Source organism: Halalkalibacter akibai JCM 9157, from assembly GCF_000513135.1.
GTDB lineage: Bacteria > Bacillota > Bacilli > Bacillales > Bacillaceae_D > Halalkalibacter > Halalkalibacter akibai.
Genome location: NZ_BAUV01000031.1, coordinates 1 through 22601, shown reverse-complemented (window position 1 = coordinate 22601; position 22601 = coordinate 1). Strand labels below are relative to the sequence as shown.

Here is a 22601-nt window from a genome sequence, read left to right as displayed (position 1 = left end):
TGCTCAATTATCCGCACATTCCACCTACAACTCATCAAATCCATTAGCGTCTGATACTTTTACATACTGCCTTGATTTTTGCTCGAAGAAATCACTCTTTCCACTGTCTACATCTTCATAGGCTTTAATCCATTTCATCGGATTTTGACGGTAGCCTTCGAAAGGACGTTCAATTCCAAGTTGGTTGACACGTTTATTGGCGATAAACTTAATATAACTTTCAAGCTCGAACATTGTAATACCGTCCATTTTGTCTCCAATAATTGATTTACCCCATTCAATTTCTAGCTCAGTTGCTTTAATAAATGTTTCTTGGACAAATCTATGCGTTTCCTCTGTATTAAGTTCAGGGTTTTCTTGTAACAACTCTTTGAAAATTTGAGCAAATAAATTCACGTGTAATTGCTCATCACGATTAATATAATTAATCATCGTACTAGATGAGACCATTTTTTGGTTACGAGCTAAGTTGTAGAAGAATGCGAATCCTGAATAAAAATTCAACCCTTCTAATATGACATCAAAGACGATTGACTCCATAAACGTTTTTGGATTCGGATTCTCTACGAAACGTTGGTAGCCTTCTGCGATAAAATCATTTCGCTCACGTAAGATCGGATCATGCTTCCAGTATTCGAAAATTTCATCTTGTTCTTGCTTAGGAACTAGACTTGATAAAACATAAGAATAAGATTGATTATGAATCACTTCTTGAAACGATAAGACTTGCATTAAGGCGGCTAGGCTAGAATCCGTTAAATACGCCGCAACTTTACCAGAATAATCGGTTTGGACACTATCTAAAAAGGCAAGCAATCCGATAATTTTCTTAAACGCATATCGCTCATCTTCCGTAAGTTGAAGCCACTGTTTAATATCACTAGACATATTGATTTCAAACGGTGTCCAGAAATTAGCAAGCATGTTTTTATACATAGGGTAAGCCCATTTAAAGCGAACATCATCCCAATTCAATATATTCGAACTTTCTCCATTAATAATTCCTGTGGAAGCATTAGGTGCTGTAGGGTCGTATAGTTTACGAGTTTTTAAAGAATTAACATTCATATTTGCTCTATCCTCTCATTTAAATAATTTTACGAAGAACAACTTTCACATTCATCTACTTCCACCAGTGATGTGGACCTCGTGTAATACGTGGTCTTCAGATTGGATTTCCAAGCTTCTAAATGGATGTTTAACAAGTCCTTAGCTTTAATCGTGTTCTTCACATAAATATTAAATGAAATAGCTTGATCTATATGGCGCTGACGAACTTCGTTTTGTTTAATACTCCAAATTTGGTCGATTTCATAAGCTGATTTATAAAACCACGTTGTTTTTGGGGATAAGTCTGGTGCTGTTACCGGGATTTTATAATTCTTCTTTTCCTCTGAATATTCTTTTTTGAAAATAGGATCAATAGAGGCCGTCGTCCCTGCAATGATAGCCGTTGTAGAGTTAGGTGCAACAGCCATTAGATAGCCATTACGAACGCCATTTTCTTTAACCGATTGGCGTAGCTCATTCCATTTATCACCAACGTACCCTCGACTCTCAAAATAAGACCCATTATCCCAATCAGACCCTTTAAAAAGTGGATACGCTCCTTTTTCTTTCGCTAACTCTTTACTAGAGTGAATCGTTAGGAATGCAATTTTTTCATACAGTGTATCTGCATAATTAACCGCATCCTCTGATTCCCACTTGATACCTTCTAAAGCTAGTAAGTGGTGCCAGCCAAAAGTTCCAAGTCCAATTGACCTGTACTTTTGATTTGTGATTTGAGCTTGCGGAACAGGTAAATCATTTAAATCAATCACGTTATCAAGCATCCGAACTTGAATTGGGATCAATCTTTCTAATACATTTTCTGTCACAGCTTTGGCTAAATTTATTGATGATAAGTTACAAACAACAAAATCGCCTGGTTCTTTTACAATGATTATTTTGCCATCTTCTGTTTTCTCTTCTATTACGGTAGTTGCTTTCATATTCTGAGTAATTTCCGTGCATAAGTTACTGCAATAAATCATTCCTTGATGACGATTGGCATTTGCCCGATTTACAGTGTCTCTGTAGAACATGTACGGTGTTCCTGTTTCAAGCTGACTTTTTAAAATATCTTTAAAAATATCAATAGCCGGAACTTTATCCCATACTAGCCCTTTCTCACCGAACAAGCCTTTTTCAGCCGCTTCTACACACTGCTCGTATTTATCACGGAACTCTCCCGCGCCTTTTTCTTGATCGTAAAAATCTTCCAAGCTAAACCCTAATACACGGCGAATCGTATGTGGATCAAAAATAAACCACTCTGCACGCGCCTCTACTTTTTCCATAAATAAATCTGGAATGCATACCCCAGTAAACAAATCGTGAGTTCGTTGTCTTTCATCACCGTTATTTAACTTCACCGCTAAGAAGCTAAAAATGTCACGGTGCCAAACATCTAAATATACACTAATGGCCGTTTTATACCCTCGGTTTCCCGATATTTATTAGGGGACTAGACTGTATCACCATCTTTTATAAGATGCTCCTCGTCAGTCGTTGAGGGGATTTCCTATCGTCACACGACTTAGAAATCAGCCCTGCTGATTACCACCCTGTCCTTCACATTTTCAGTTGGTTTTACAGTTTCCTGTAAAATGACTAGTGAAAGGCTGTATGACGGCTTTCCAGCATATTCGGAGTTTGCTATAGTGGTCACCCACTAAAGGGGCAATTATTCACCCTGCCTTTGACCTAACTGATCCACACTAACTGCTGTATTATTAAGCTGCTTCATCCACGGAATAACTCCCGATGACACGCCTTTAAATCCTTTAATATCACTTCCACGACTGCGAAGCTTGCCTAAATAAGCTCCTATTCCACCACCGTTTTTCGATAAAGTAGCAATATCGGTATTGCTGTCGTAAATTCCTCTTAAACTATCATCAACCGTCTCAATAAAACAACTGGATAACTGTCCATAGCTTTTGCCAGCGTTTGCTAGAGTCGGAGTTGCGACAGTCATGTATAAATTGGAAAGAGCCCAGTATGCTTCTTTTATAAGCTCTATCCGCGTTTCTTTTGGTTCTTCCATCATTAACGTAATCGCTATAATTAAAAAGCGCTCTTGTGGTAATTCAAACAAATCACCATTATGCGATCTAGCTAAATAGCGATCTGCTAACGTTAACAAACCGATATATGTAAATAGTGAATCTCGCTCTGGTTCTATTATTTGGCCAAGTTCTTCAAGTTCTTCTCTTGAGTATTCTTGTAAAATTCTATCTGAGTAGATTCCTATATCCGTCAAGCTTTGGACTAGTTGATAAAAAGAACCGTACCTGATACTTGCTTCATACTGACGCGAACAAGCAGCTTTTTTATATAATTGTTTTAAAAGAATAGAAGCTGCAACATACGTCCATTGCGGCTCTTCCATTGAAATATTTTCAACGGCAGACAACACTAGCAATTGACTAATTTGATCGTCTGAGATATTCACTTTAGACCTAACCGCTTGTCCGACTTTCTCTCGATAAAAAGAAAAATCTAATTCCGGAAAGAGTTGTTCTAATTCAATCATGTTTCCTGTAACTTGATCCATGTTTAAAGGTTCTGTGCTATTCATCCTTAGTTCCTCCTCATAAAAAAACACTCATCTAGGAACGATGAGTGAACAGAACGGAATGTTGATAAAGTCACGTGACCTTTTTCTCCATCCACGTTCTATTCTCTCACCTCCCGAAGAAAATAGTACGATCTAAAATAGGTAGGTCTCCTGACTTTTGCGTCATTTTACTTTAAGGCCTTCCCATGAAAACATTCACAGTGGATTTCCTTATTTCATCAGCAATTACAGTTGCGGGTACAGTTCTGGACTCTCACCAGATTCCCTTTTACGTTGATAAAGCAACACCTATTTTATTGGACAACAATATGAAATTACCTAACTACCAATCGACTTTTTGCGCGTTATTTGGGCAAGGTCGACATGTTGAGCTAGCGTCAAATCAATATATAGTCATTCGAAAATAAAAACTTTCAATATATTGTATATGTTATAGAAGAGACTAAAAGATTGCAAGAACTATTTTTCGACAATCCCTTTAGAATAAAACTGTGAAATCTTCCCCCCCCTTTAAAAAAAAGGTGATCTCCAAAAGTCTTTATTTTGACTTTGGAGATCACCCTATCTCAGTATTTACCTTAAGGTTGTTTTCGCATATGCTTTTATATCGTTTAGGAGAAAAATGATGCGTCCGTTCCAATGCGCTACAGCCACTCGCTTTCCGCGGGGAGGTGCCGAGCTTCCTCTATATGAGGGCACTGAAAAAGTGCTTTTTAGCAGATTCAAGGAAGCAGCAATGGCTTCACACGTTGCGCGCCTGCTATGAGAAACCCACTCATAGCAGGCTTTAAAAGATAGCAACGGTTTCGCTCATTGCTTAGAGACCACTGAAAAGGTGAAAAACACACCTTTTTCAGTGGCCTTCCTCTATATCCCGCAGGAGTCGAGTGACTTCCGCTCCATTTCACTAAGAGAAAATATCCCTATTCCTATGCTACAATTAAGAATACTTCTTACTTTATAATAACTGCAGTCCCGTATGCGATAATCTCGGCCGCGTTCGACATAACCGTTGAGGTTTGCATTCTCATCCCTACGATCGCATTTGCCCCTTTAGCTTCTGCTTCTTGAACCATACGATGAACAGCTAATTTACGTGCTTCTGTCATCATCTCGTTATAGCCTTTTATTTCTCCACCAACGAGCCCTTTTAACCCTGCGGTAATATCACGACCTATATGTTTGGTTTGAATCGTACTACCTTTAACATATCCTTTCACTTCAGTGATTTCAGATCCCGCCACTTGATCAGTAGTCACAATCATCATAATCTATTTCCTCCTTTTTTTCTTTCCTACGTTCCACAATATAAACTGTAATTAAAATGACAACCGTTATACCATATAAAACAAAAGCTATGATCGCCCATTGCCAATCAAAAAACAGCAATGCAATTCCTGTCAGCTGAAACAAAACGACTAAAACGACCAAAAAAAGCTTTAAACCCTCATACATGTTGAGTTAACCATTTCTTTAATGAGTCTAGTAACTCTTTTGATAGAGGCTGATTCCCAACATCTTTATATACCCTTTTAATTTGTAGTATGCCCAAATCTTCTTCCTGGTCTCTCAGCATATGATTCATACCTTCAACAATAACGGCATCTGTTTCTACATTTGTATATTGAGCTATTTCAAAAACTTTTTCTGGCTGTGCTTGAACATCTCTTGAACCAGTTATAGCTAAAATCGGGCATTCAACATCCTCTAATCCACTTTTTACGTTATACTGAAAATGTTCTCTAAACCATTTAGCATTGATTTTAATGCCTTGGTACCTTATAACATCTTTTTCTGACTTTAGGACTTTTTCATCAAATTTCTGTCCTTGTTTTGCTGCTTTTTGCGGAACTTTGAGTAAAGAGATTAACTTCCCTTTAAACCCTTTTATATTTTGGAGCTCTTTAACGGACTGCTCTCTTTGAAAAATCATGGCTTCATGCATCGACTGCGCAGCACCAGCTACCAGAATTAATCCTGCTATATCGTTTCCTTTTGCTATTTCTGGAGCGAGCATACAGCCTTCACTATGACCTAAAATAAAGATCTTATTTGAGTCAACTTCTTGTTGCTGCTTTAATACGTCAACAGCAGCTCTTCCGTCAGCAACTAAATCCCAAAATCCAGCTTCAATAAACGAAGCATTGCTTTTTCCAGTTCCTCTTTTATCAAATCGAAGCGTAATAAATCCATTTTCAGTTAGAAAATGAGCAAGCTGGTTATAGACATTCAACTTTTGATTTTTCTTTTTACCATTGCCATTACGGTCTATTGGCCCCGAACCAGGGATAAGTAAGATAGCGGGTTTCTTTTCATCAGCGAGCGAAGGGTACATAATTGTACCGAAAATTTTAGGTGCCGTACCAAACTGAATTTCTTTTTCTCTCACAGGAATCCCTCCGTTTATTTTTGCGGGATGAATATCATCGAAAATGTTCTTGCACTGCGTTCTTTGTCAGGCTTATGATTGACATACTTTTGCAAAAGTTCAGCTAGTTCCATACCAAGTTGGTCCATCTCGACTTTTGATAATTGTAAGGTCATCTGTCTATATCCTAAACCATCTTCCTTAAAGTCTTCAGTTTGATGATGAGTAACGTACCTTTCAAACTCTTTTAACAAATTCGCTTGATACGCCATGAAATACCTGATATGTTCCTCTGATGTTGTATCCTTTAAATCCGTCTCAGATAAGATGATATTAGCCTTTTTAACTGCATAGGTTTTTTCAATCGTGCCTCTTACTTTATTCGTAGCAATAACTTCAATTAAATCAGCGTCTAGTAATTGTTTCAAATGACGGTACATAGTTGCTTGAGCTACATCGTCAAGTTTTTCTAACAGTTGTTGAACCGTCATACTCTCATACGAAAGCAATGTTTGAATAATCTTCATTCGAACCGGATGTAAAATCAAATCTGCTTTGTTAGAATTCATAATCGATCCTTTCATTATTATCATTATCTATAATGATAATAATAGTTATTTACTTTTTTTGCAAGTTTTATCTTAATAATTTGTGCTATAGTTAACTTAACTTTAGTCAAAATATAGGAGTTTGCATATGGATATGAATAAATTTGACCGTGTTTTCGATTCTTTGGAAGACTTCGTTGACACTGTTAGTGATGTCCTCCATTGTCCGGTTACACTTGAAGATGCCAATCATCAATTACTTGCCTACAGTTCTCATGATGATACGACAGATGCCACTCGAATTTCAACAATCATCGGCAGAAGAGTTCCTGAAAAAGTGGTGAATCGTTTTTGGAAAGATGGGGTCATTCCTGCTCTAAATTCAAGTAATGAACCCTTAGATATTCAGAGTATCACTGAAATGGGTCTACGTAATAGGGTAGCCGTTTCTATTCGAAAAAACAATGAAGTGCTTGGTTATATTTGGGTCATTGAAGTAGACAATAAACTAACTCAAGATGAGAAGCAGCTGTTGCAATATGCAGCAAGTAAAGCAAAAAATTTATTACTTCAACTCAATCTCTTAAAAAAGCGTCGCGAAAAAAATCACCAAGAATTGCTTTGGCAAATTATCACAGGCGATACGACCACACATGAACATACGGTAAACATGTTAGATAAAGCTGGTATTCGCGCTTCTTCCTTAGCCATTATGATCTTTCATTTTCCTGACATGTCAGATGAACTCTACCGAAATATGATGTACATAAGTAAAACGACAAGTAAGGTCACATTACTCATTCATACAATTGATGAGGATCAAATTATTTGTCTCGTTAGTCCGTCTGGTGATGCAGACCCACAAGCAGATCTCATCTATTTTATGGAAACATTACAAGTACAGATGAAAGACCGTTTTAACGTAACAAGTATGAATATTGGCTGTGGTTATTTATATCAAGACTTCTCGTTTCTTACAAATAGCTATCGCGAAGCACAGAAAGTGGTTCATATTAAACAAAAACACCTAGCAGTAAGGAAATCCAGCTTTTTCTTTCATGAATTGGGTATTTATCGTCATTTGGATATTTTACTTCAGCATGAAGGAACCTTACCGACGAACCCAGTTCTAGACCAGATTACACTTTATGATAAACAACACTCCACTTCTCTTTATCAAACGTTAGAAACCATCCTTCATTTTGACGGAAACATGAACGAAGTGGCGAAAGCTCTTCATGTTCATGTAAATACGCTTAGTTATAGATTGAAACGTATTCAAGAAATTACGAATGTCCAACTCAAAGATCCCGCTCAACGAATAGGTCTTTATTTAGACATTACTCTTCACTCCATTAGAAACCGAGAATAACAAAGAGCATTTTCTTCACTATGTGAGGGGAAATGCTCTTTCTTTTTTATTCGATTACTTCTACAGAAATGTGCTTAAATTGTTCTACATCAAATAAACCGGTATCAGTCAACTTTAAAGATGGAATCACTGGTAAAGCCAAGAAAGACAGTGTCAAAAATGGATTCCATTCTTCTGTAAAACCAATTTCTTTAAGGGCCAATTCGAGTTGCTTTAAAGAGTCGTTAATCCTCTCATATGGCTGAAGGGACATTAATCCTGCCAATGGTAACGGAAGATCAGCAAGAATGGTTTCACCTTTAACTACGGCTATCCCGCCTTCGAGTGATGCTACATGTTCAATTGCCTTTTTAATACTATGATCATCACACCCGCAAGCGACGATATTATGAGAATCATGGGCAACAGTGGCCACGATTGCCCCTTCAGTGATTGGGATTCCTTTTACAATCCCTACCCCAATATGCCCCAGGTTATGATGTCTTTCAGCTACAACCAATTTCAATTGGTTTCTAGAAACTGAAGGAGAAAACAAGCCTTCATTAGTCTCTATTTCCTCTTCTAACTTTTGGGTGACAATTGAACCTGGTTTCACCCCAATTACGTATGCCTTATTTGTCGTTAAGGGCAATTGTAAACTTTCATTCGTTAATGGAGCGAGCCTTACACTTTGAAGAAGGGAGGCTGGTGGAGTGACAGCCGCTCGTATTGGCTCGATCATCTTTCCTTTTTCAGCCACCTTCTTCCCTTTAATATAAACAGCTTCAATTTTAAGTTGTTCTAGATCGGTGATTAAAACAAAGCTCGCCTCATAACCAGGAGCGATCGCCCCCTTATCCTGGATACCAAAACATTCAGCTGCATTTAAACTCGCCATTTGAATGGCTTGTAGTGGATTAACACCCAATTTAATCGCTTTACGAATGCTAGCATCTATGGAACCTTCGTTAATAAGATCGTCAAGGTGCTTATCGTCAGTCGCAAACACACAACGTCTCGCATTCTCAGTTGTCAAGATCGGTAACAATGCTTCAATATCCTTGGCAGCAGTTCCCTCACGCATTAACACATACATGCCTCTACGAATCCGGGCAAGAGCCTCTTCACCTGTAATGGCTTCGTGATCGTTACGTATGCCAGCTACTCGGTATGCGTTTAATCCTGTTTCATCAAGTCCTGCAGCATGCCCGTCTATAATCTTTTCTCGCTCAATTGCTGCCAGGAGTTTTGAAACCATCTTCTCTTCTCTTGCAAAAACAGCAGGATAATCCATTACCTCAGCCAACCCATGTGCCTTATGCTGATCAAATAATACCTCAATGTCCTCCGCTGTTAATTCCGCTCCATTATGCTCAAAGTTCGTTGCTGGAACGCTTGAAGGTACCATGATTTTCACATCAAGAGGTAGTTCTTTTGAGGCATCAATCATATAAGTAACCGCATCAATCCCTCCGACATTAGCAATCTCATGCGGGTCAGCAAATACTGTCGTCACCCCTCGCGGCACAACGACCTTTGCAAATTCTTCAGGTGGTACCATCGCTGATTCAATATGGACATGCCCATCAATAAACGTAGGAGCCAAATAAGCTCCCTTTGCATCCAGTTCCGCCTCCGCTTCGTATTCTCCAATCCCTACGATCATGCCATCTGTAACGGCAACATCTGCTGAGTACGTCGTAAGTGTGAACACATCCACAATTTGCGCATTTTTAATAACCAATTCAGCTTTTTTTCTCTTAGTCGCTGCAGCCAGTCTGTTTCTTAGCTGTTCCTTTGTCACCCTACCACCCCGTTTTTTATATTTCATCTATTGTAGTATGAATGAGGAAAAATTACACGTCATCGGATAGGTTATCTTACAAATCTCAAATCATGCATGTCGAGAAAATTGCGGAGATGGTTTGTTGGCAAGTTAGTTAAGGGGACACAGAGGTCGTTATTCGTAGAGATAAAGCCAATTTTCACGTCCAAACGGACACCAGTGACCTTATATCAGTAAATCCCTTGAAAAACATGAGCTATTTTGCTTAATAAGGTCACCTGAGTCCGCCTAATCTGGTAAAACACCTTTTTTCGTGCAGATAAGGTCTTCTGAGTCCTCATCATAAGAACACCTTCGCTCCTCATCACCCTTCGACCCAACAACCCAATAAAAAAAACCCGCAGATCCCCCTGCGAGTTACTCTTCTACTTTTATTTCTTCCTCTTTAACACGGTCTAACGTCATCTTGTAACCGTCATTTCCGTAATTTAAGCAACGCTTCACGCGTGAGATTGTTGCAGTACTTGCACCAGTTTCTGTCTCAATTTTATGATACGTAAACCCATTTTGAAGCATTCTCGCTACTTCTAAACGCTGAGCTAACGATTGAATTTCATTAATCGTACAAAGATCATCAAAAAACTCATAGCATTCTTCAAGATCTTTTAATGACAAAATGGCTTTAAATAATTGATCAAGTTCTTTTCCACGTAATTTATCTATTTGCATCTGTTTCACACCTTTCTAGGGGGACAACCAAATCCACCCTTTATCCATTGCCCCTTAGTAAGTGACTGTTTCTTCCATACCTGGAGTTGTTGGAACAACATTAATCCAGGTTTGACCTGGCTTTAATAAAACTAATTCACCATCTTTAACTGGTACAATTTGTCCATCGCGGTTTTCCCAGTTGATTTCACTAGCTATTCCATTCATAAACAGGATCGCTCGACCACCGGAAGTTAAATCAATTGCTCGTCTACCTTTATCATCTAAAACTTGATGTGCTGTTTCAACTACAAATAAATTAGAAAGTTCAACCGGCTGATTCGTCTCATAATCAATCGTTTGATCGTCTCCATTAAATCTATGGTACATACCTGATTGCTCATCGAACTGATAGCGCACACGGTTAATATTATAGTAGTTGATTTCTATATCTTTGGCTTCCAACCCTTCCACATTCAGTTCTCCGTCTTGAGAAAAAGGCAAGGGTTGAACGTCCGCTACAGTTTCATAATGAAGAGAGGTAATTCCTTCGATTATATTTTCTGTTGTGATATAAGAGTTATGTGGGGCTTTTCTTTCCGACGATCGTTTGAACAACGAGCCGTCATAAACCATCCCATCCAAGGAATTAATTTCTCCTCTGGCAACTCTTTCTCTAGCTTCTGGACTTCCACCATGATGGACGAGTATTCCTTCATATCCATTTACTAAATCAATATGATAAGGTCTCGCACTGCGAACAGGACCCACTCTCTCTGGTAGTTGGCTATGAAAAAGAGCCACCAAACGAGTAACTTCATACTCAGATAAGATCTCATATACAACATCAGCATCACTCAACCCCGATTGAGGTCTTGCAGCCGGATGATTATTAATGGTAACCCCGATCACCCGGTGATTGACTTCTTCTTCATCAGTAGCTAAACCAGTAAATGGATAGAAAGCTGTAGGAACTTCAATAATCTCTTCCTCTTCGACTGGTTCAGAATCTTCTTGTTCCAAAACTTGCTCTTCACTATTTGAACAGCCCCCAATAAGGAAAGCTGTTATTATAAACATCATCCAACTCTTCTTCATAGTACACAACCTTTTTCAAATTAACACATTAAAGCGATTACGTATTCTCTCCTAGTTTAACGCATTATCGCTGGAAAGAGTACAGTTTTCTTCTTAACATCATAAATTCCTCGTTGAGTTACGCGAATATAAGGAAGATGTGTAGCTGAAAAGAAAAGAAGGCTGTAAATGGGATCTTCATATTTATACCCACGATCTCTTAGCAACTTCACCATATTTTTTTCGTCTTCCATAACCCCTTCCATCGTCTTGTTCGAGAGAATGCCCATTAGTTCTAATTCGATACGACCTATAACTTCTCCGTTCTCTACTAACGCCATGCCTCCACCTTGTTCTTTTAGTGCACGGAAGGCAGCAACCATATCGGCTACATTTTTCCCAATTAAAATAATGTCTCCTGTATTGGAGAATGAACTTGCAAAACCTGAGACATGTGTAGCAAATCCTTTAATCATAGTTGAGATATGCCATTTACCATTTTTATCAATCATAACAAAAAAGCTCTCATCATGATCACAACTTAACACACCGGTTGTTCCCTCGACTGATACTTGGTAAGGTTTTAAAATTACTGCGTTTGTCATTTCAATTCCCATTGGCATCGAAAAGTGAAGATCATCCTCAGTTAAATCCCAATTTAGTTCAAATGGTTTTACCCCAAATTTTTCCCAAGGGAAAGACTCCATAGAATCGCAACAATACATACCTTCTTTAACCACCCACTGGCCTTTTGCAATAACAGAACGAGGTTTTGGGTTTGATACATCATCAAGTATATTTATATGAGCAATTCGCCCAGGAGCAATCATTCCAAGCTTATGATCCAAGTGGTAATACTTAGCTGCATTATAACTAGCCATTGCGTAAGCATCAATCGAATCAACTCCACTTTCTAAAGCAATCTTAATTAAATGGTCCATAACTCCATTTTCATAAAATGAAGGAGGAGAACCATCTGTTGTCATTAAACATCTTTCAAAATAATCAACGCCGAGTTCCTGCATTTCCTTTAAGAGCCTAGGTAAATCAGGGCGTATAGACGAGTGCCGTAGTGACGTGGTATAGCCGAGATCTAACCGGCGTACTGCTTCTTCTCCAGTCATTGCCTCATGATCACAAGTCACCCCAAGAAGGGCCATTTGTGCAAGAGTTTTCTCAGATGCACCAGGTAAATGTCCTTCAATAGGTTTGCGAAGCCTGGTTGTTTCTTGCATCCAGTGTAAGGTGGAATCATCGCCATTTAATACCTTTGGCCAAGAAGTTAACTCTCCTCCTTGAACGACTAAAGGATGCTCAAGCCATTCCTTCATCTTTGAATTTGATAAAGGTTCCTCGTCTCTTAACTCTGTTTGCGCATCATAGCGTGCCCACCAGTACATAGAAGTTGGGAGTTCATCAAGTGCTTCAATCAAAGTAAGCGCTTTCTTTTTTTCGAGATGCAAAAAGAACATCATATTGTCATTTATGAGAGTTGTTGTTCCTCGCGATGACGCATACTTCCCAAAGCTATGGGGATTATAAAGTTGAAACGGGTGAGCGTGGTGCTCAATATATCCTGGTACAACTCGTTTATTTTCACAATCAACAATTTCTGTATCAGTTAAGTTGGCTGGCATTTCGTTTCCAACGTAGACAATGCGATCTCCTGCAATCCATATGTTTGCCTTAAGCCATTTACGCCGAGCAAAGTTTAAGTAATTAGCTTGTTTGAGGACAAGTGATGGAGCCTGATCTCCTTGTACTACAGCTAGTTGCTGTCGTAATCGTTGTTTTGTCCAGCGGTAAAGTCTCTCTGTCATCCTGTCATCACCCATTTCTGTCAATTCCTATTTTTCTAATCGTAACACAGAATTGTTAAAAAATTCACTAGTTATGTGAAATCTTTTAACAACATTTATTGGAATATTGACAAACATGTGAAAGGTGGATCAATTATGAAACCAAATATCGGTCGAGTTGATGCTTTATGTCGTATCTCAATGGGTTTCACGATTTTAGCTTGTTCTACCGCTAAGCTTGTTCGAAAACCAAACGAAGGCATGTCTCTTTTTTATGCTATGTGCGGTGGTATGAAAGTTGCAGAAGGAATCACTCGTTTCTGCCCGCTTACCTATATAGCAGAACAAAAGATGGTCGACATGCAGCAACATACACAAAATCAAAATCAAACACAACAACATGAACAACAAGACTTGTTCAGTTAACTTGTAACATGAATAAACCGTATAAGTCCTTGTGAACTTATACGGTTTATCCTGCTTATTGAATTAACCTAAAGCTAGTAAGGAGTTGAGTACATGTTTAACATTCAAGAATTTGCAACAGATAGCCTTTTTATTTACGCTATGGTTATAGGCAGTATCATTGCTATTATTTTCTTTTTTATGAAAAAGAAACGCGCGAGATAGCTTTGTTTGCTATATCTGTACGGTAATACAACCCATTCTTACTTACTTTGTCTAGCTCGCTGTAGACACGTTTTTGTGCCTCAAGAAGTGAGCTTTTTTTCGTTGCAAGTAAGAGAACACGTCCTCCGTTTGTCGTCCAATGATCATTGACCTTTTTAGTTCCCGCATGAAATACAAGAATATCATCTGCTAATCGATCAAGACCGTTTATGACGGTTCCTTTCTCATAAGCACCTGGGTATCCTTCACTTGCTACGACAATGCCCACTACTTCTTCCTCATACCATTCTAGTTCAGGAATTTTACCATCTAATAACGCTGTATATACGTCAACCAAATCTGATTTAAGCCTTGGAAGAACAACCTGTGTCTCAGGATCACCAAAACGAGTATTGAACTCAATCACTTTCGGCCCTTGAGAGGTCATCATTAATCCAGCATATAAAATTCCAGTAAATGGTGTTCCTTCTTTAATTAATGCATTAGCCGTCGGTTGTAATACTTTTTTGACCGCTTCTGCTACATCAGCTTCTGAAAATTGAGGAACAGGTGAGTAAGCTCCCATTCCACCAGTGTTTGGTCCCTGATCACCATCTAAAGCTCTCTTGTGATCCTGGCACCCACCATTGGTAGAACGATATCATTGTGAACAAAAGCCATTAAAGAAAGCTCTTCTCCTTCAAGATATTCTTCAATAACTACCTGCTCGCTAGCCTTTCCAAAAGCTTGATCATTTAACATCGAAGATAATGCGTTGATAGCCTCATTTTCAGTCATGGCTACAACTACACCTTTTCCTGCCGCCAAACCGTCAGCTTTAATAACGATTGGAGCGCCTTGCTCTTTCACATAAGCAACCGCTTTTTCATAGTCAGAAAACGTTTCATAGCTTCCTGTAGGAATATCGTATTTCTTCATGATTGACTTGGCGAAAGATTTACTACCTTCAAGCATAGCCGCATTTTGCTTAGGTCCAAAAATACGAAGTCCTTCTGCTTGGAAACGATCCACTACTCCACCAAGTAAAGGTACCTCAGGACCAACGACCGTTAAACCAATCTCTTCTTTTTTAGCAAAAGCAACAAGCTCATCATAGTTTGTTTCCTTGATGTCGACTAACGTTGCTACGTCCGTCATTCCGTCGTTACCTGGTGCAACGAAAACATGTTCCACTTTTTCGCTTTGAGCGATCTTCCAAGCCATTGCATGCTCACGACCACCACTACCAATAATAAGAACTTTCATCGGTCATTCTCCCTTCATCCAATTAATGTTTAAAGTGTCTGACTCCTGTCATAACCATAGCAATCCCGCATTTATTGGCCATTTCAATGGATTCCTCGTCACGGATGGAGCCACCAGGTTGAATAATCGCAGTAACACCAGCTTTTCCTGCAAGTTCAACCGTATCTCCCATTGGGAAGAAAGCATCTGATCCCATAACTGCGCCTTCTATTCTTTCACTCGCTTGACTAATTGCAATATCAGCTGCTCCAACTCTGTTCATTTGACCAGCACCGACTCCAACTGTCATTTGACCGTTTGTTAGCACAATTGCGTTTGATTTAACGTGCTTAACTACTTTCCAAGCAAGCTTAAGAGCTTCCCACTCAGCTTCAGTCGGCTCTCTTTTGGTCGGAATAGAAACAGTTGCATCATCTAAACCAAAATGATCTTCATCTTGAACGAGTAAACCACCGTGAATAGAAGTTAACATTGCTTCTGGTTGATCTTTTTTGTTCGTATCTACAGTTAATAGTCGTAAATTTTTCTTTGTTGTTAAAACATCTAACGCTTCTTGTGAAAAAGAAGGGGCGATAATAATTTCTAAGAAAATATCTTTCATTTTTTCAGCTGTCGCTTTGTCAATTTCACGATTCGCTGCAACAATTCCACCAAAAATAGAAACAGGATCGGCTTCATATGCACGACCATACGCTTCACCAACAGTCGTACCAGTTCCCACTCCACAAGGATTCATGTGTTTCACCGCTACAACAGCTGGCTCTGAAAATTCTTTTACAATAGCAAGTGCTGCGTCCGCATCATGAATATTGTTATATGAAAGTTCTTTACCGTGTAGTTGAGTAGCACTTGCAATTGAACCTTGATCAGCTAATGGCTTTTTATAGAAAGTAGCTTTTTGGTGTGGATTTTCTCCATAACGTAGTCCTTGCTTACGCTCATAGGTAACTGTAAATGTTTCTGGTTCTTCTTCTCCTACTGCAGCTGTTAAATATTCAGCGATTAAAGCATCATAAGCAGCTGTATGTCTAAATACTTTAGCAGCTAAACGACGTTTCGTTTCAATCGATACAGCTTGTCCATTCGCTAATTCTTCTAAAACCGTTTGATAATCAGTAGGATCAACGACAACCGTTACATGCTGATGGTTTTTCGCTGCTGCACGAAGCATACTAGGTCCACCGATATCAATGTTTTCAATAGCATCTTCAAACGTACAGTTAGGCTTCGCAATCGTTTCTTTAAATGGATACAGATTCACGACAACTAAATCAATTGGAGAGATGTTGTGCTCTCTTAGCTGTTGTTGATGTTCCTCGCGCTCTCTCATCGCAAGCAACCCGCTATGTATATTTGGATGTAACGTTTTTACTCGGCCATCTAAAATCTCTGGGAAACCTGTTACTTCAGAGATCCCAATAACCGGCACCCCTGCTTGTAATAATGCGTTTTTCGTTCCACCCGTTGAAACAACCTCAAATCCTTGATTCACAAGCTCTTGAACGAATTCCACGATTCCTGTTTTATCAGACACACTCACTAATGCTCTTCTTTTACTCATTACTTATTCAACCTTCCTATCTCTTCAATGATTGTTTGTAATGTACTTGGGTACAGCTGATGCTCCACTTTTTGGATTTTCTTTTGAAGTGTATCAACTGTATCCTCAACTTCTATTCGGACAGCCTCTTGGGTAATAATTAATCCAGTATCCATTCCTTCATCCACATAATGAATCGTTACACCAGTTATTTTCACTTTCGCTTGAAAGGCTTGGCCAATTGCATCAAGACCAGGAAAAGAAGGAAGCAAGGAAGGATGTATATTAACAATCCTTCCTCGGAAAGCGTTGAGCAAAGTTGGCCCGATTAAACGCATATAGCCCGCTAACGCAATAAATGAGATTTCATTTTTTTGTAATTCATTTACAATCTCTTGTTCATAAGCAGCTTTTGTTTCAAATTGTTTTGGGTCACAGATCAAGATAGGAACGTTATGCCTACTTGCTCTCTCAACCACTTTTGCTTTTGGTTTATCTGTGACAATAAGAGCAACCTCAGCTTTAAGGTTTTCCGTCTTAGCTGCATTCATAATTGCTTCTGCATTGGTACCACTTCCTGAAGCAAAAATGGCTATTCTCATTATTCAATGCCTCCGATTGTTACACCCGTACCTTCTTGAACACGACCAATTACATAAGCCGATTCACCATGTTCTTTTAAGACACGCAGAACATCTTCTTTTTCTGCTTCAGGAACGACAACTACCATTCCGATACCCATGTTAAACGTTGAAAAAAGTTCTTTATCCGTAAGTTCTCCGTATTTTTGCAGTAAAGAGAAAATGGGAGGAACTGGCCAAGATCCATTTTCAATGCTCACTTCCACTCCAGCAGGCAACATACGTGGGATGTTCTCATAAAAACCTCCACCTGTAATATGAGCCATGCCACGCACCGTTTGCTCTTTTAAGACAGCAAGTAACGGCTTCACATAAATCTTCGTTGGTGTAATTAATTCTTCACCAAGTGTTTTACCCAACTCTTCTACATGATCATCTAAGGAGAAAGAGTGGTCATGAAGGAAAATTTTGCGAACTAAAGAAAAACCATTACTGTGAAGTCCACTAGAAGTAAGACCGATGACTACATCTCCAGGCTGAATGTTTTCTCCATTTACCAGGTTTTGCTTTTCAACCGCTCCAACAGAAAATCCAGCTAAATCGTATTCATCTTCACTATACATACCAGGCATTTCGGCTGTTTCTCCACCAACTAATGCACAGCCAGCTTGTTCGCAACCGTCTGCTACTCCTTTTACAATTGCTTCAAGGCGTTCTGGAACAGCTTTTCCACAAGCAATATAATCAAGGAAATAAAGTGGCTCTGCACCTTGAACAACGATATCATTTACGCACATCGCAACAGCATCGACACCGATTGTATCGTGCTTATCTAGCATAAAGGCAAGCATAAGCTTTGTCCCTACTCCATCAGTTCCTGAAACGAGTACTGGCTCTTTTAGGTTCAAGGTCGATAAATCGAACATTCCACCAAAACCGCCAAGAGAACCCATTACACCTGAGCGTTTGGTTCTTTCAACATGACTTTTCATTCGCTCAACAGCCTCGTATCCTGCTTCAAGACTGACACCTGCTTTTTTATAAGCTTCTGACATTCTTCTTGCTCCCTTCTCCTCTAAACCTTTGCGTATGGATGTAACGTATCTGGATAAATTTCAGTTGGATATTCCCCGGTAAAACAAGCTAAACATTGTCCACAATTTGGCGTTGTATCAGGGCGACCAATACCTTTTTTCAATCCTTCTGGTGAAAGAAATTCTAGCGTATCTGCTCCCATCATCTCACGCATTTCCTCTAGAGAATGATTAGCAGCAATTAATTCTCCGGAATTTGAAGTGTCAATTCCATAAAAACAAGGATGTTTAATAGGAGGTGAACTGATTCGAACATGAACCTCTTTTGCTCCTGCTTCTCTTAACATATTGACAATTCGTCTACTTGTCGTACCTCGTACGATTGAATCATCAATCATGACAACACGTTTTCCTTCAACAACCCCACGAACTGCTGAGAGCTTCATCTTCACGCCTTGCTCACGTAATTCTTGGGATGGTTGGATAAACGTCCGCCCAACATACCGATTTTTAATCATTCCTAGCTCATACGGAATACCTGTTTGTTCAGCGTACCCGATCGCTGCTGAGATAGAAGAATCTGGCACACCCGTTACAACATCCGCTTCTACTGGGGCTTCAATCGCTAGTTGTTTTCCTAAACTTTTTCTAGACGTATGAACATTGATTTCATCGACATTGCTATCTGGGCGTGCAAAATAAACATATTCCATACTACAAATAGCTCTAGTCGCCGTACCAGAAAATCTTGTAGAACGTAAACCTTCATCATCAATAATAATTAATTCGCCTGGTTCCACTTCACGTTCATACTTAGCCCCTATTAAATCAAAGGCACAAGTCTCAGAAGCTACAACGTAAGCATCACCAAGACGGCCAATTGAAAGTGGACGAAGACCATTAGGATCTAATGCAACCATTAATTGCTTTTCATTTAGAACAGCAAAGGCATAAGCTCCTTTTAGCATCTCAAGAGCATTGCGCAGTTGCTCTTCAAGTTTGCTATAACCACTTCGTTTAATAAGATGGGCAACCACTTCAGTATCTGATGTAGATTGGAAAATACTCCCTTGACTTTCTAACTGATGTTTCATGCTATTGGCATTTACTAAATTACCATTATGAGCAATTGCTAGACTCCCTGTTTGCGAGCGGAAAAGAAGGGGTTGCACATTGGCAAATCCCCCTCCTCCAGCAGTCGCATAGCGGACATGTCCAATGGCACCGTGTCCGCTTAACTGCTCAAAATCACCAGGGCTAAAAACGTCATTAACAAGTCCTAAACCTTTATGAACTTTCAATTGTTCACCGTCTGTTACAACAATTCCAGCACCTTCTTGTCCGCGATGCTGTAAACTATGAAGACCGTAGTAAGTCAAGTGCGCTGCATCTTTATGTCCCCAGATGGCAAACACACCACATTCTTCATTTAGGCCTTTGATTTCAGCAAACATGGGATGCTCCTTTCCAAGCCGAAACAATTTCATCCTGTGAAGTTTCAAGGATCACTTGTTGTTCATCATTTTTTATTTGAAGAGACTTCTGACTTGTCACTTCTCCAATTTTCGTAGCTGAAACTAATTGCTCGAACTGCTCTGCTTTTTCAGCAGGCACTGTTACAACAAAACGAGTTTGTGATTCAGCAAATAAAGCCGCTGTTGTTTCACCAGTTAATGTTACACTAGCTCCTACTTCACCAGTTGTCATACATTCAGCAAGAGCCACACTCACTCCACCTTCCGCTACATCATGAGCTGATGTAACAAGACCTGAACGAATCGCTGTTAATAGTTGTTTTTGAAGTCTTTTCTCAAGCTCAAGATCTAAAGTTGGAGCTTTACCCGAAATATCTCCTTCAACAAGCTTTTGTAATTCACTTCCACCAAATTCTGGTTTCGTTTCACCGATTAAATAAATAACGTCTCCAGCATTTTTGAAAGATTGTGTTGTAATATGGTCAACATCTTCGATTAAACCAACCATCCCAATTACAGGAGTTGGGTAAATCGCTACGCCTGCCGTTTCATTGTAAAGAGATACGTTCCCACCAATAACAGGTGTCTCTAACACTCGACATGCTTCACTCATACCATCTGTTGATTTCTCTAATTGCCAGAAGATTTCTGGTTTATCAGGACTACCGTAGTTCAAACCATCTGTTAAACCAAGTGGTACTCCACCAGAGCAAACTACGTTACGAGCTGCTTCAGCAACAGCAATCTGTCCGCCTACTTCTGGATCTAAATATAGATAGCGAGAGTTACAATCTGTTGTCATCGCTAGTGCTTTTCTAGTACCACGAATACGCACGACTGCAGCATCAGAACCCGGCTCTACAACTGTATTCGTTTGAACCATATAATCATATTGATCGTAAACCCATTCCTTACTTGCAATCGTAGGCTGAGCTAATAGTTTTAATAATGTTTCTTTATAATCTTCTACAACAGGAGTTTTCTCTTCTTGTTGTTGGAATTTTTCATAGTAAGCAGGAACTTTAGAAGGCTTATGATAAACTGGTGCTTCTTCAGCTAACGCATCTACAGGAAGGTCTGCTACCACTTCGCCCTTATGAAGCAAACGAAGGCGTTTGTCATCTGTTACATGACCTACTTCAGCAGATAACAATCCCCAACGATCAAAAATTTCTTTAATTTCTTGCTCACGGCCTTTTTTAACAACGATTAACATACGCTCTTGAGATTCAGAAAGCATCATCTCATAAGCTGTCATGCCTTTTTCACGTTGCGGAATTAAATCAAGGTTCATTTCAATACCTGATCCGGCTTTACTTGCCATCTCAGCTGATGAAGAAGTCAGACCAGCTGCTCCCATGTCTTGAATTCCAACAAGTGCATCATTTTGAATTAACTCTAAACAAGCCTCTAGTAAAAGCTTCTCCATGAAAGGATCTCCTACTTGAACAGCAGGACGCTTCTCATCAGAATCTTCACCAAGCTCCTCAGATGCAAATGTCGCTCCGTGAATACCATCGCGGCCCGTGCTAGCACCTACGTACATAACGGTATTTCCAACACCCTTTGCCTGACCTTTTTGAATATCTTTATGATCAATAAGACCGACACACATTGCATTAACTAACGGATTGCCTTCGTAACAAGGATCAAATTGAATTTCTCCCCCAACTGTTGGTACTCCCATGCAGTTTCCGTAACCAGCAATACCTGCTACCACTTCTTCAAATAAATAACGAACACGCGGAGACGTTAATTCTCCAAAACGCAGTGAATTTAGTAACGAAATTGGACGAGCTCCCATCGAGAAAACATCACGTAAAATTCCGCCAACACCTGTTGCAGCGCCCTGGTAAGGCTCAATTGCCGAAGGGTGATTATGACTTTCAACTTTAAACACAACTGCTTGTTGATCGCCAATATCAATAATTCCAGCGCCTTCACCTGGTCCTTGTAAAACACGCTCTCCCTCTGTTGGGAACTTCTTTAATAGAACTTTAGAATTTTTATAACTACAATGCTCTGACCACATAACAGAGAAAAGACCTGTTTCTGTCCAGTTTGGAGTTCTGCCAAGAATCCCCTCAATCATAGCAAACTCGTCATCTGTAAGACCCATTTCGCGATATAATTTTTCCTCTTTCACTCGCTCAGCTGTTGGTTCAAGAAGTAGTGACATGAGATTCCCTCCAATTTCTTACGATCGATTGAAATAAACGTAAACCATCTTCGCTTCCAAGTAACGTTTCTACAGCACGCTCTGGATGCGGCATCATACCTAATACATTTCCGCGCTCATTCGTAATTCCTGCTATATCCTCTTTTGATCCGTTAATAGCTTGTGCATAACGGAATACTACTTGATTGTTTGCTTTTAACTGTGCCAGTGTATCTTCGTCACACTCATAGTTTCCTTCACCATGAGCAACTGGCACTGAAATGATCTCACCTTTTGTATATCCAGATGTAAACATCGTTTCATTGTTTTCTACTTTTAACTCAACAGGACGGCAAATGAACTTTAATCCATCGTTACGCTTCATCGCTCCCGGAAGTAAACCTAATTCAAGTAACATTTGAAAACCATTACAAACTCCGAGAACAGGTTTCCCCTCTGTAGCAAACTGCTTAACTGCCTCCATAATAGGAGAGAAACAAGCAATTGCCCCTGAACGTAAGTAATCTCCGTAAGAGAATCCACCAGGTAAAAGAACACCATCAAAGCCTTCTAATGAAGCCTCGTCGTGACGTACATATTCCACTTCTTCACCTAAAGCGTCTTTTATCGCAAAAAACATGTCTGAATCACAGTTTGAACCTGGAAAGACAATTAA

Annotated in this window: 17 protein-coding genes, 4 pseudogenes and 1 riboswitch; of the genes and pseudogenes, 3 read left to right on the top strand and 18 right to left on the bottom strand. The window is 39.5% G+C overall.

Going from position 1 to position 22601, the window contains the following annotated elements; all coding sequences use genetic code 11:
• Positions 1 to 24: 24 nt before the first annotated feature.
• The 7 genes and pseudogenes from JCM9157_RS15495 to JCM9157_RS15465 form a co-directional block, all read right to left on the bottom strand.
• A complete protein-coding gene (locus JCM9157_RS15495) occupies positions 25 to 1068 on the bottom strand; it encodes a ribonucleotide-diphosphate reductase subunit beta (RefSeq protein ID WP_035666114.1) in 1044 nt (347 codons plus the stop codon).
• Between the two features lie 29 nt (positions 1069 to 1097).
• Positions 1098 to 2477: pseudogene (locus tag JCM9157_RS15490) on the bottom strand (ribonucleoside-diphosphate reductase subunit alpha); the annotation flags it as partial.
• Between the two features lie 263 nt (positions 2478 to 2740).
• Positions 2741 to 3601, bottom strand: a pseudogene (locus tag JCM9157_RS15485) (ribonucleotide reductase barrel domain-containing protein); the annotation flags it as partial.
• Between the two features lie 147 nt (positions 3602 to 3748).
• A riboswitch (cobalamin riboswitch) is annotated at positions 3749 to 3932 on the bottom strand.
• A gap of 646 nt (positions 3933 to 4578) precedes the next feature.
• The gene (locus JCM9157_RS15480) at positions 4579 to 4893 is read right to left on the bottom strand and encodes a YbjQ family protein (RefSeq protein WP_035666111.1); all 315 of its coding nucleotides are present in this window, start codon (positions 4891 to 4893) and stop codon (positions 4579 to 4581) included.
• Entirely contained in the window at positions 4874 to 5080 is a 207-nt protein-coding gene (locus JCM9157_RS15475; protein ID WP_035666109.1) for a hypothetical protein, read from the bottom strand. Before JCM9157_RS15475 ends, JCM9157_RS15480 begins: the two co-directional genes overlap by 20 nt.
• The gene (locus JCM9157_RS15470) at positions 5073 to 6014 is read right to left on the bottom strand and encodes an alpha/beta hydrolase family protein (RefSeq protein WP_035666107.1); all 942 of its coding nucleotides are present in this window, start codon (positions 6012 to 6014) and stop codon (positions 5073 to 5075) included. The genes JCM9157_RS15475 and JCM9157_RS15470 overlap by 8 nt, the downstream gene beginning before the upstream one ends.
• 14 nt (positions 6015 to 6028) lie before the next feature.
• Positions 6029 to 6562, bottom strand: a complete 534-nt coding sequence (locus JCM9157_RS15465; RefSeq protein WP_035666105.1) for a helix-turn-helix domain-containing protein — start codon at positions 6560 to 6562, stop codon at positions 6029 to 6031.
• 127 nt (positions 6563 to 6689) lie between these two features.
• On the opposite strand from JCM9157_RS15465, the gene JCM9157_RS15460 reads away from it, so the two are divergent.
• Positions 6690 to 7913: a PucR family transcriptional regulator gene (locus JCM9157_RS15460; protein ID WP_035666102.1), complete on the top strand. Its 1224-nt coding sequence runs from the start codon at positions 6690 to 6692 to the stop codon at positions 7911 to 7913.
• 46 nt (positions 7914 to 7959) lie between these two features.
• Here JCM9157_RS15460 and ade read toward each other — a convergent pair whose 3' ends face one another.
• The 4 genes from ade to JCM9157_RS15440 all read right to left on the bottom strand — a co-directional run bounded on the left by ade (position 7960) and on the right by JCM9157_RS15440 (position 13283).
• The gene (ade, locus tag JCM9157_RS15455) at positions 7960 to 9696 is read right to left on the bottom strand and encodes an adenine deaminase (RefSeq protein WP_235715035.1); all 1737 of its coding nucleotides are present in this window, start codon (positions 9694 to 9696) and stop codon (positions 7960 to 7962) included.
• 399 nt (positions 9697 to 10095) lie between these two features.
• Positions 10096 to 10407 carry a YerC/YecD family TrpR-related protein gene (locus JCM9157_RS15450; protein ID WP_035666096.1) on the bottom strand — a complete coding sequence of 104 codons (312 nt, stop codon included), beginning with the start codon at positions 10405 to 10407 and terminating at the stop codon, positions 10096 to 10098.
• Positions 10408 to 10461: 54 nt separating this feature from the next.
• Positions 10462 to 11484, bottom strand: coding sequence for a DUF3048 domain-containing protein (locus JCM9157_RS15445; RefSeq protein ID WP_035666093.1), 1023 nt, complete (start codon positions 11482 to 11484; stop codon positions 10462 to 10464).
• A 56-nt stretch (positions 11485 to 11540) separates the two neighbouring features.
• A complete protein-coding gene (locus tag JCM9157_RS15440; protein WP_035666092.1) occupies positions 11541 to 13283 on the bottom strand; it encodes an adenine deaminase C-terminal domain-containing protein in 1743 nt (580 codons plus the stop codon).
• A 135-nt stretch (positions 13284 to 13418) separates the two neighbouring features.
• Between JCM9157_RS15440 and JCM9157_RS15435 the strand changes: the two genes are divergently transcribed.
• A complete protein-coding gene (locus JCM9157_RS15435; protein ID WP_035666089.1) occupies positions 13419 to 13688 on the top strand; it encodes a YgaP family membrane protein in 270 nt (89 codons plus the stop codon).
• A 93-nt stretch (positions 13689 to 13781) separates the two neighbouring features.
• Entirely contained in the window at positions 13782 to 13892 is a 111-nt protein-coding gene (locus tag JCM9157_RS26120) for an EYxxD motif small membrane protein (RefSeq protein WP_369384762.1), read from the top strand.
• Here JCM9157_RS26120 and purD read toward each other — a convergent pair.
• The 7 genes and pseudogenes from purD to purQ all read right to left on the bottom strand — a co-directional run.
• Positions 13867 to 15137: pseudogene (gene purD, locus JCM9157_RS15430) on the bottom strand (phosphoribosylamine--glycine ligase). The gene JCM9157_RS26120 and the pseudogene purD sit on opposite strands and share 26 nt — an antisense overlap.
• Before the next feature lie 22 nt (positions 15138 to 15159).
• Positions 15160 to 16698 carry a bifunctional phosphoribosylaminoimidazolecarboxamide formyltransferase/IMP cyclohydrolase gene (purH, locus tag JCM9157_RS15425; RefSeq protein WP_035666086.1) on the bottom strand — a complete coding sequence of 513 codons (1539 nt, stop codon included), beginning with the start codon at positions 16696 to 16698 and terminating at the stop codon, positions 15160 to 15162.
• Entirely contained in the window at positions 16698 to 17282 is a 585-nt protein-coding gene (purN, locus tag JCM9157_RS15420; protein ID WP_035666083.1) for a phosphoribosylglycinamide formyltransferase, read from the bottom strand. The genes purH and purN overlap by 1 nt, the downstream gene beginning before the upstream one ends.
• On the bottom strand, positions 17279 to 18313 hold the full coding sequence (gene purM, locus JCM9157_RS15415; protein WP_035666080.1) for a phosphoribosylformylglycinamidine cyclo-ligase: 1035 nt from the start codon (positions 18311 to 18313) through the stop codon (positions 17279 to 17281). Before purM ends, purN begins: the two co-directional genes overlap by 4 nt.
• A gap of 20 nt (positions 18314 to 18333) precedes the next feature.
• Complete coding sequence (purF, locus tag JCM9157_RS15410) at positions 18334 to 19746, bottom strand: amidophosphoribosyltransferase (RefSeq protein WP_035666077.1); 1413 nt, start codon at positions 19744 to 19746, stop codon at positions 18334 to 18336.
• A pseudogene (purL, locus tag JCM9157_RS15405) lies at positions 19722 to 21946 on the bottom strand (phosphoribosylformylglycinamidine synthase subunit PurL). The gene purF and the pseudogene purL overlap by 25 nt, the downstream one beginning before the upstream one ends.
• Positions 21930 to 22601, bottom strand: a 672-nt coding sequence (gene purQ / locus JCM9157_RS15400) for a phosphoribosylformylglycinamidine synthase subunit PurQ (protein ID WP_235715034.1), incomplete at its 5' end; no start/stop codon positions are given. The gene purQ and the pseudogene purL, both read right to left, overlap by 17 nt.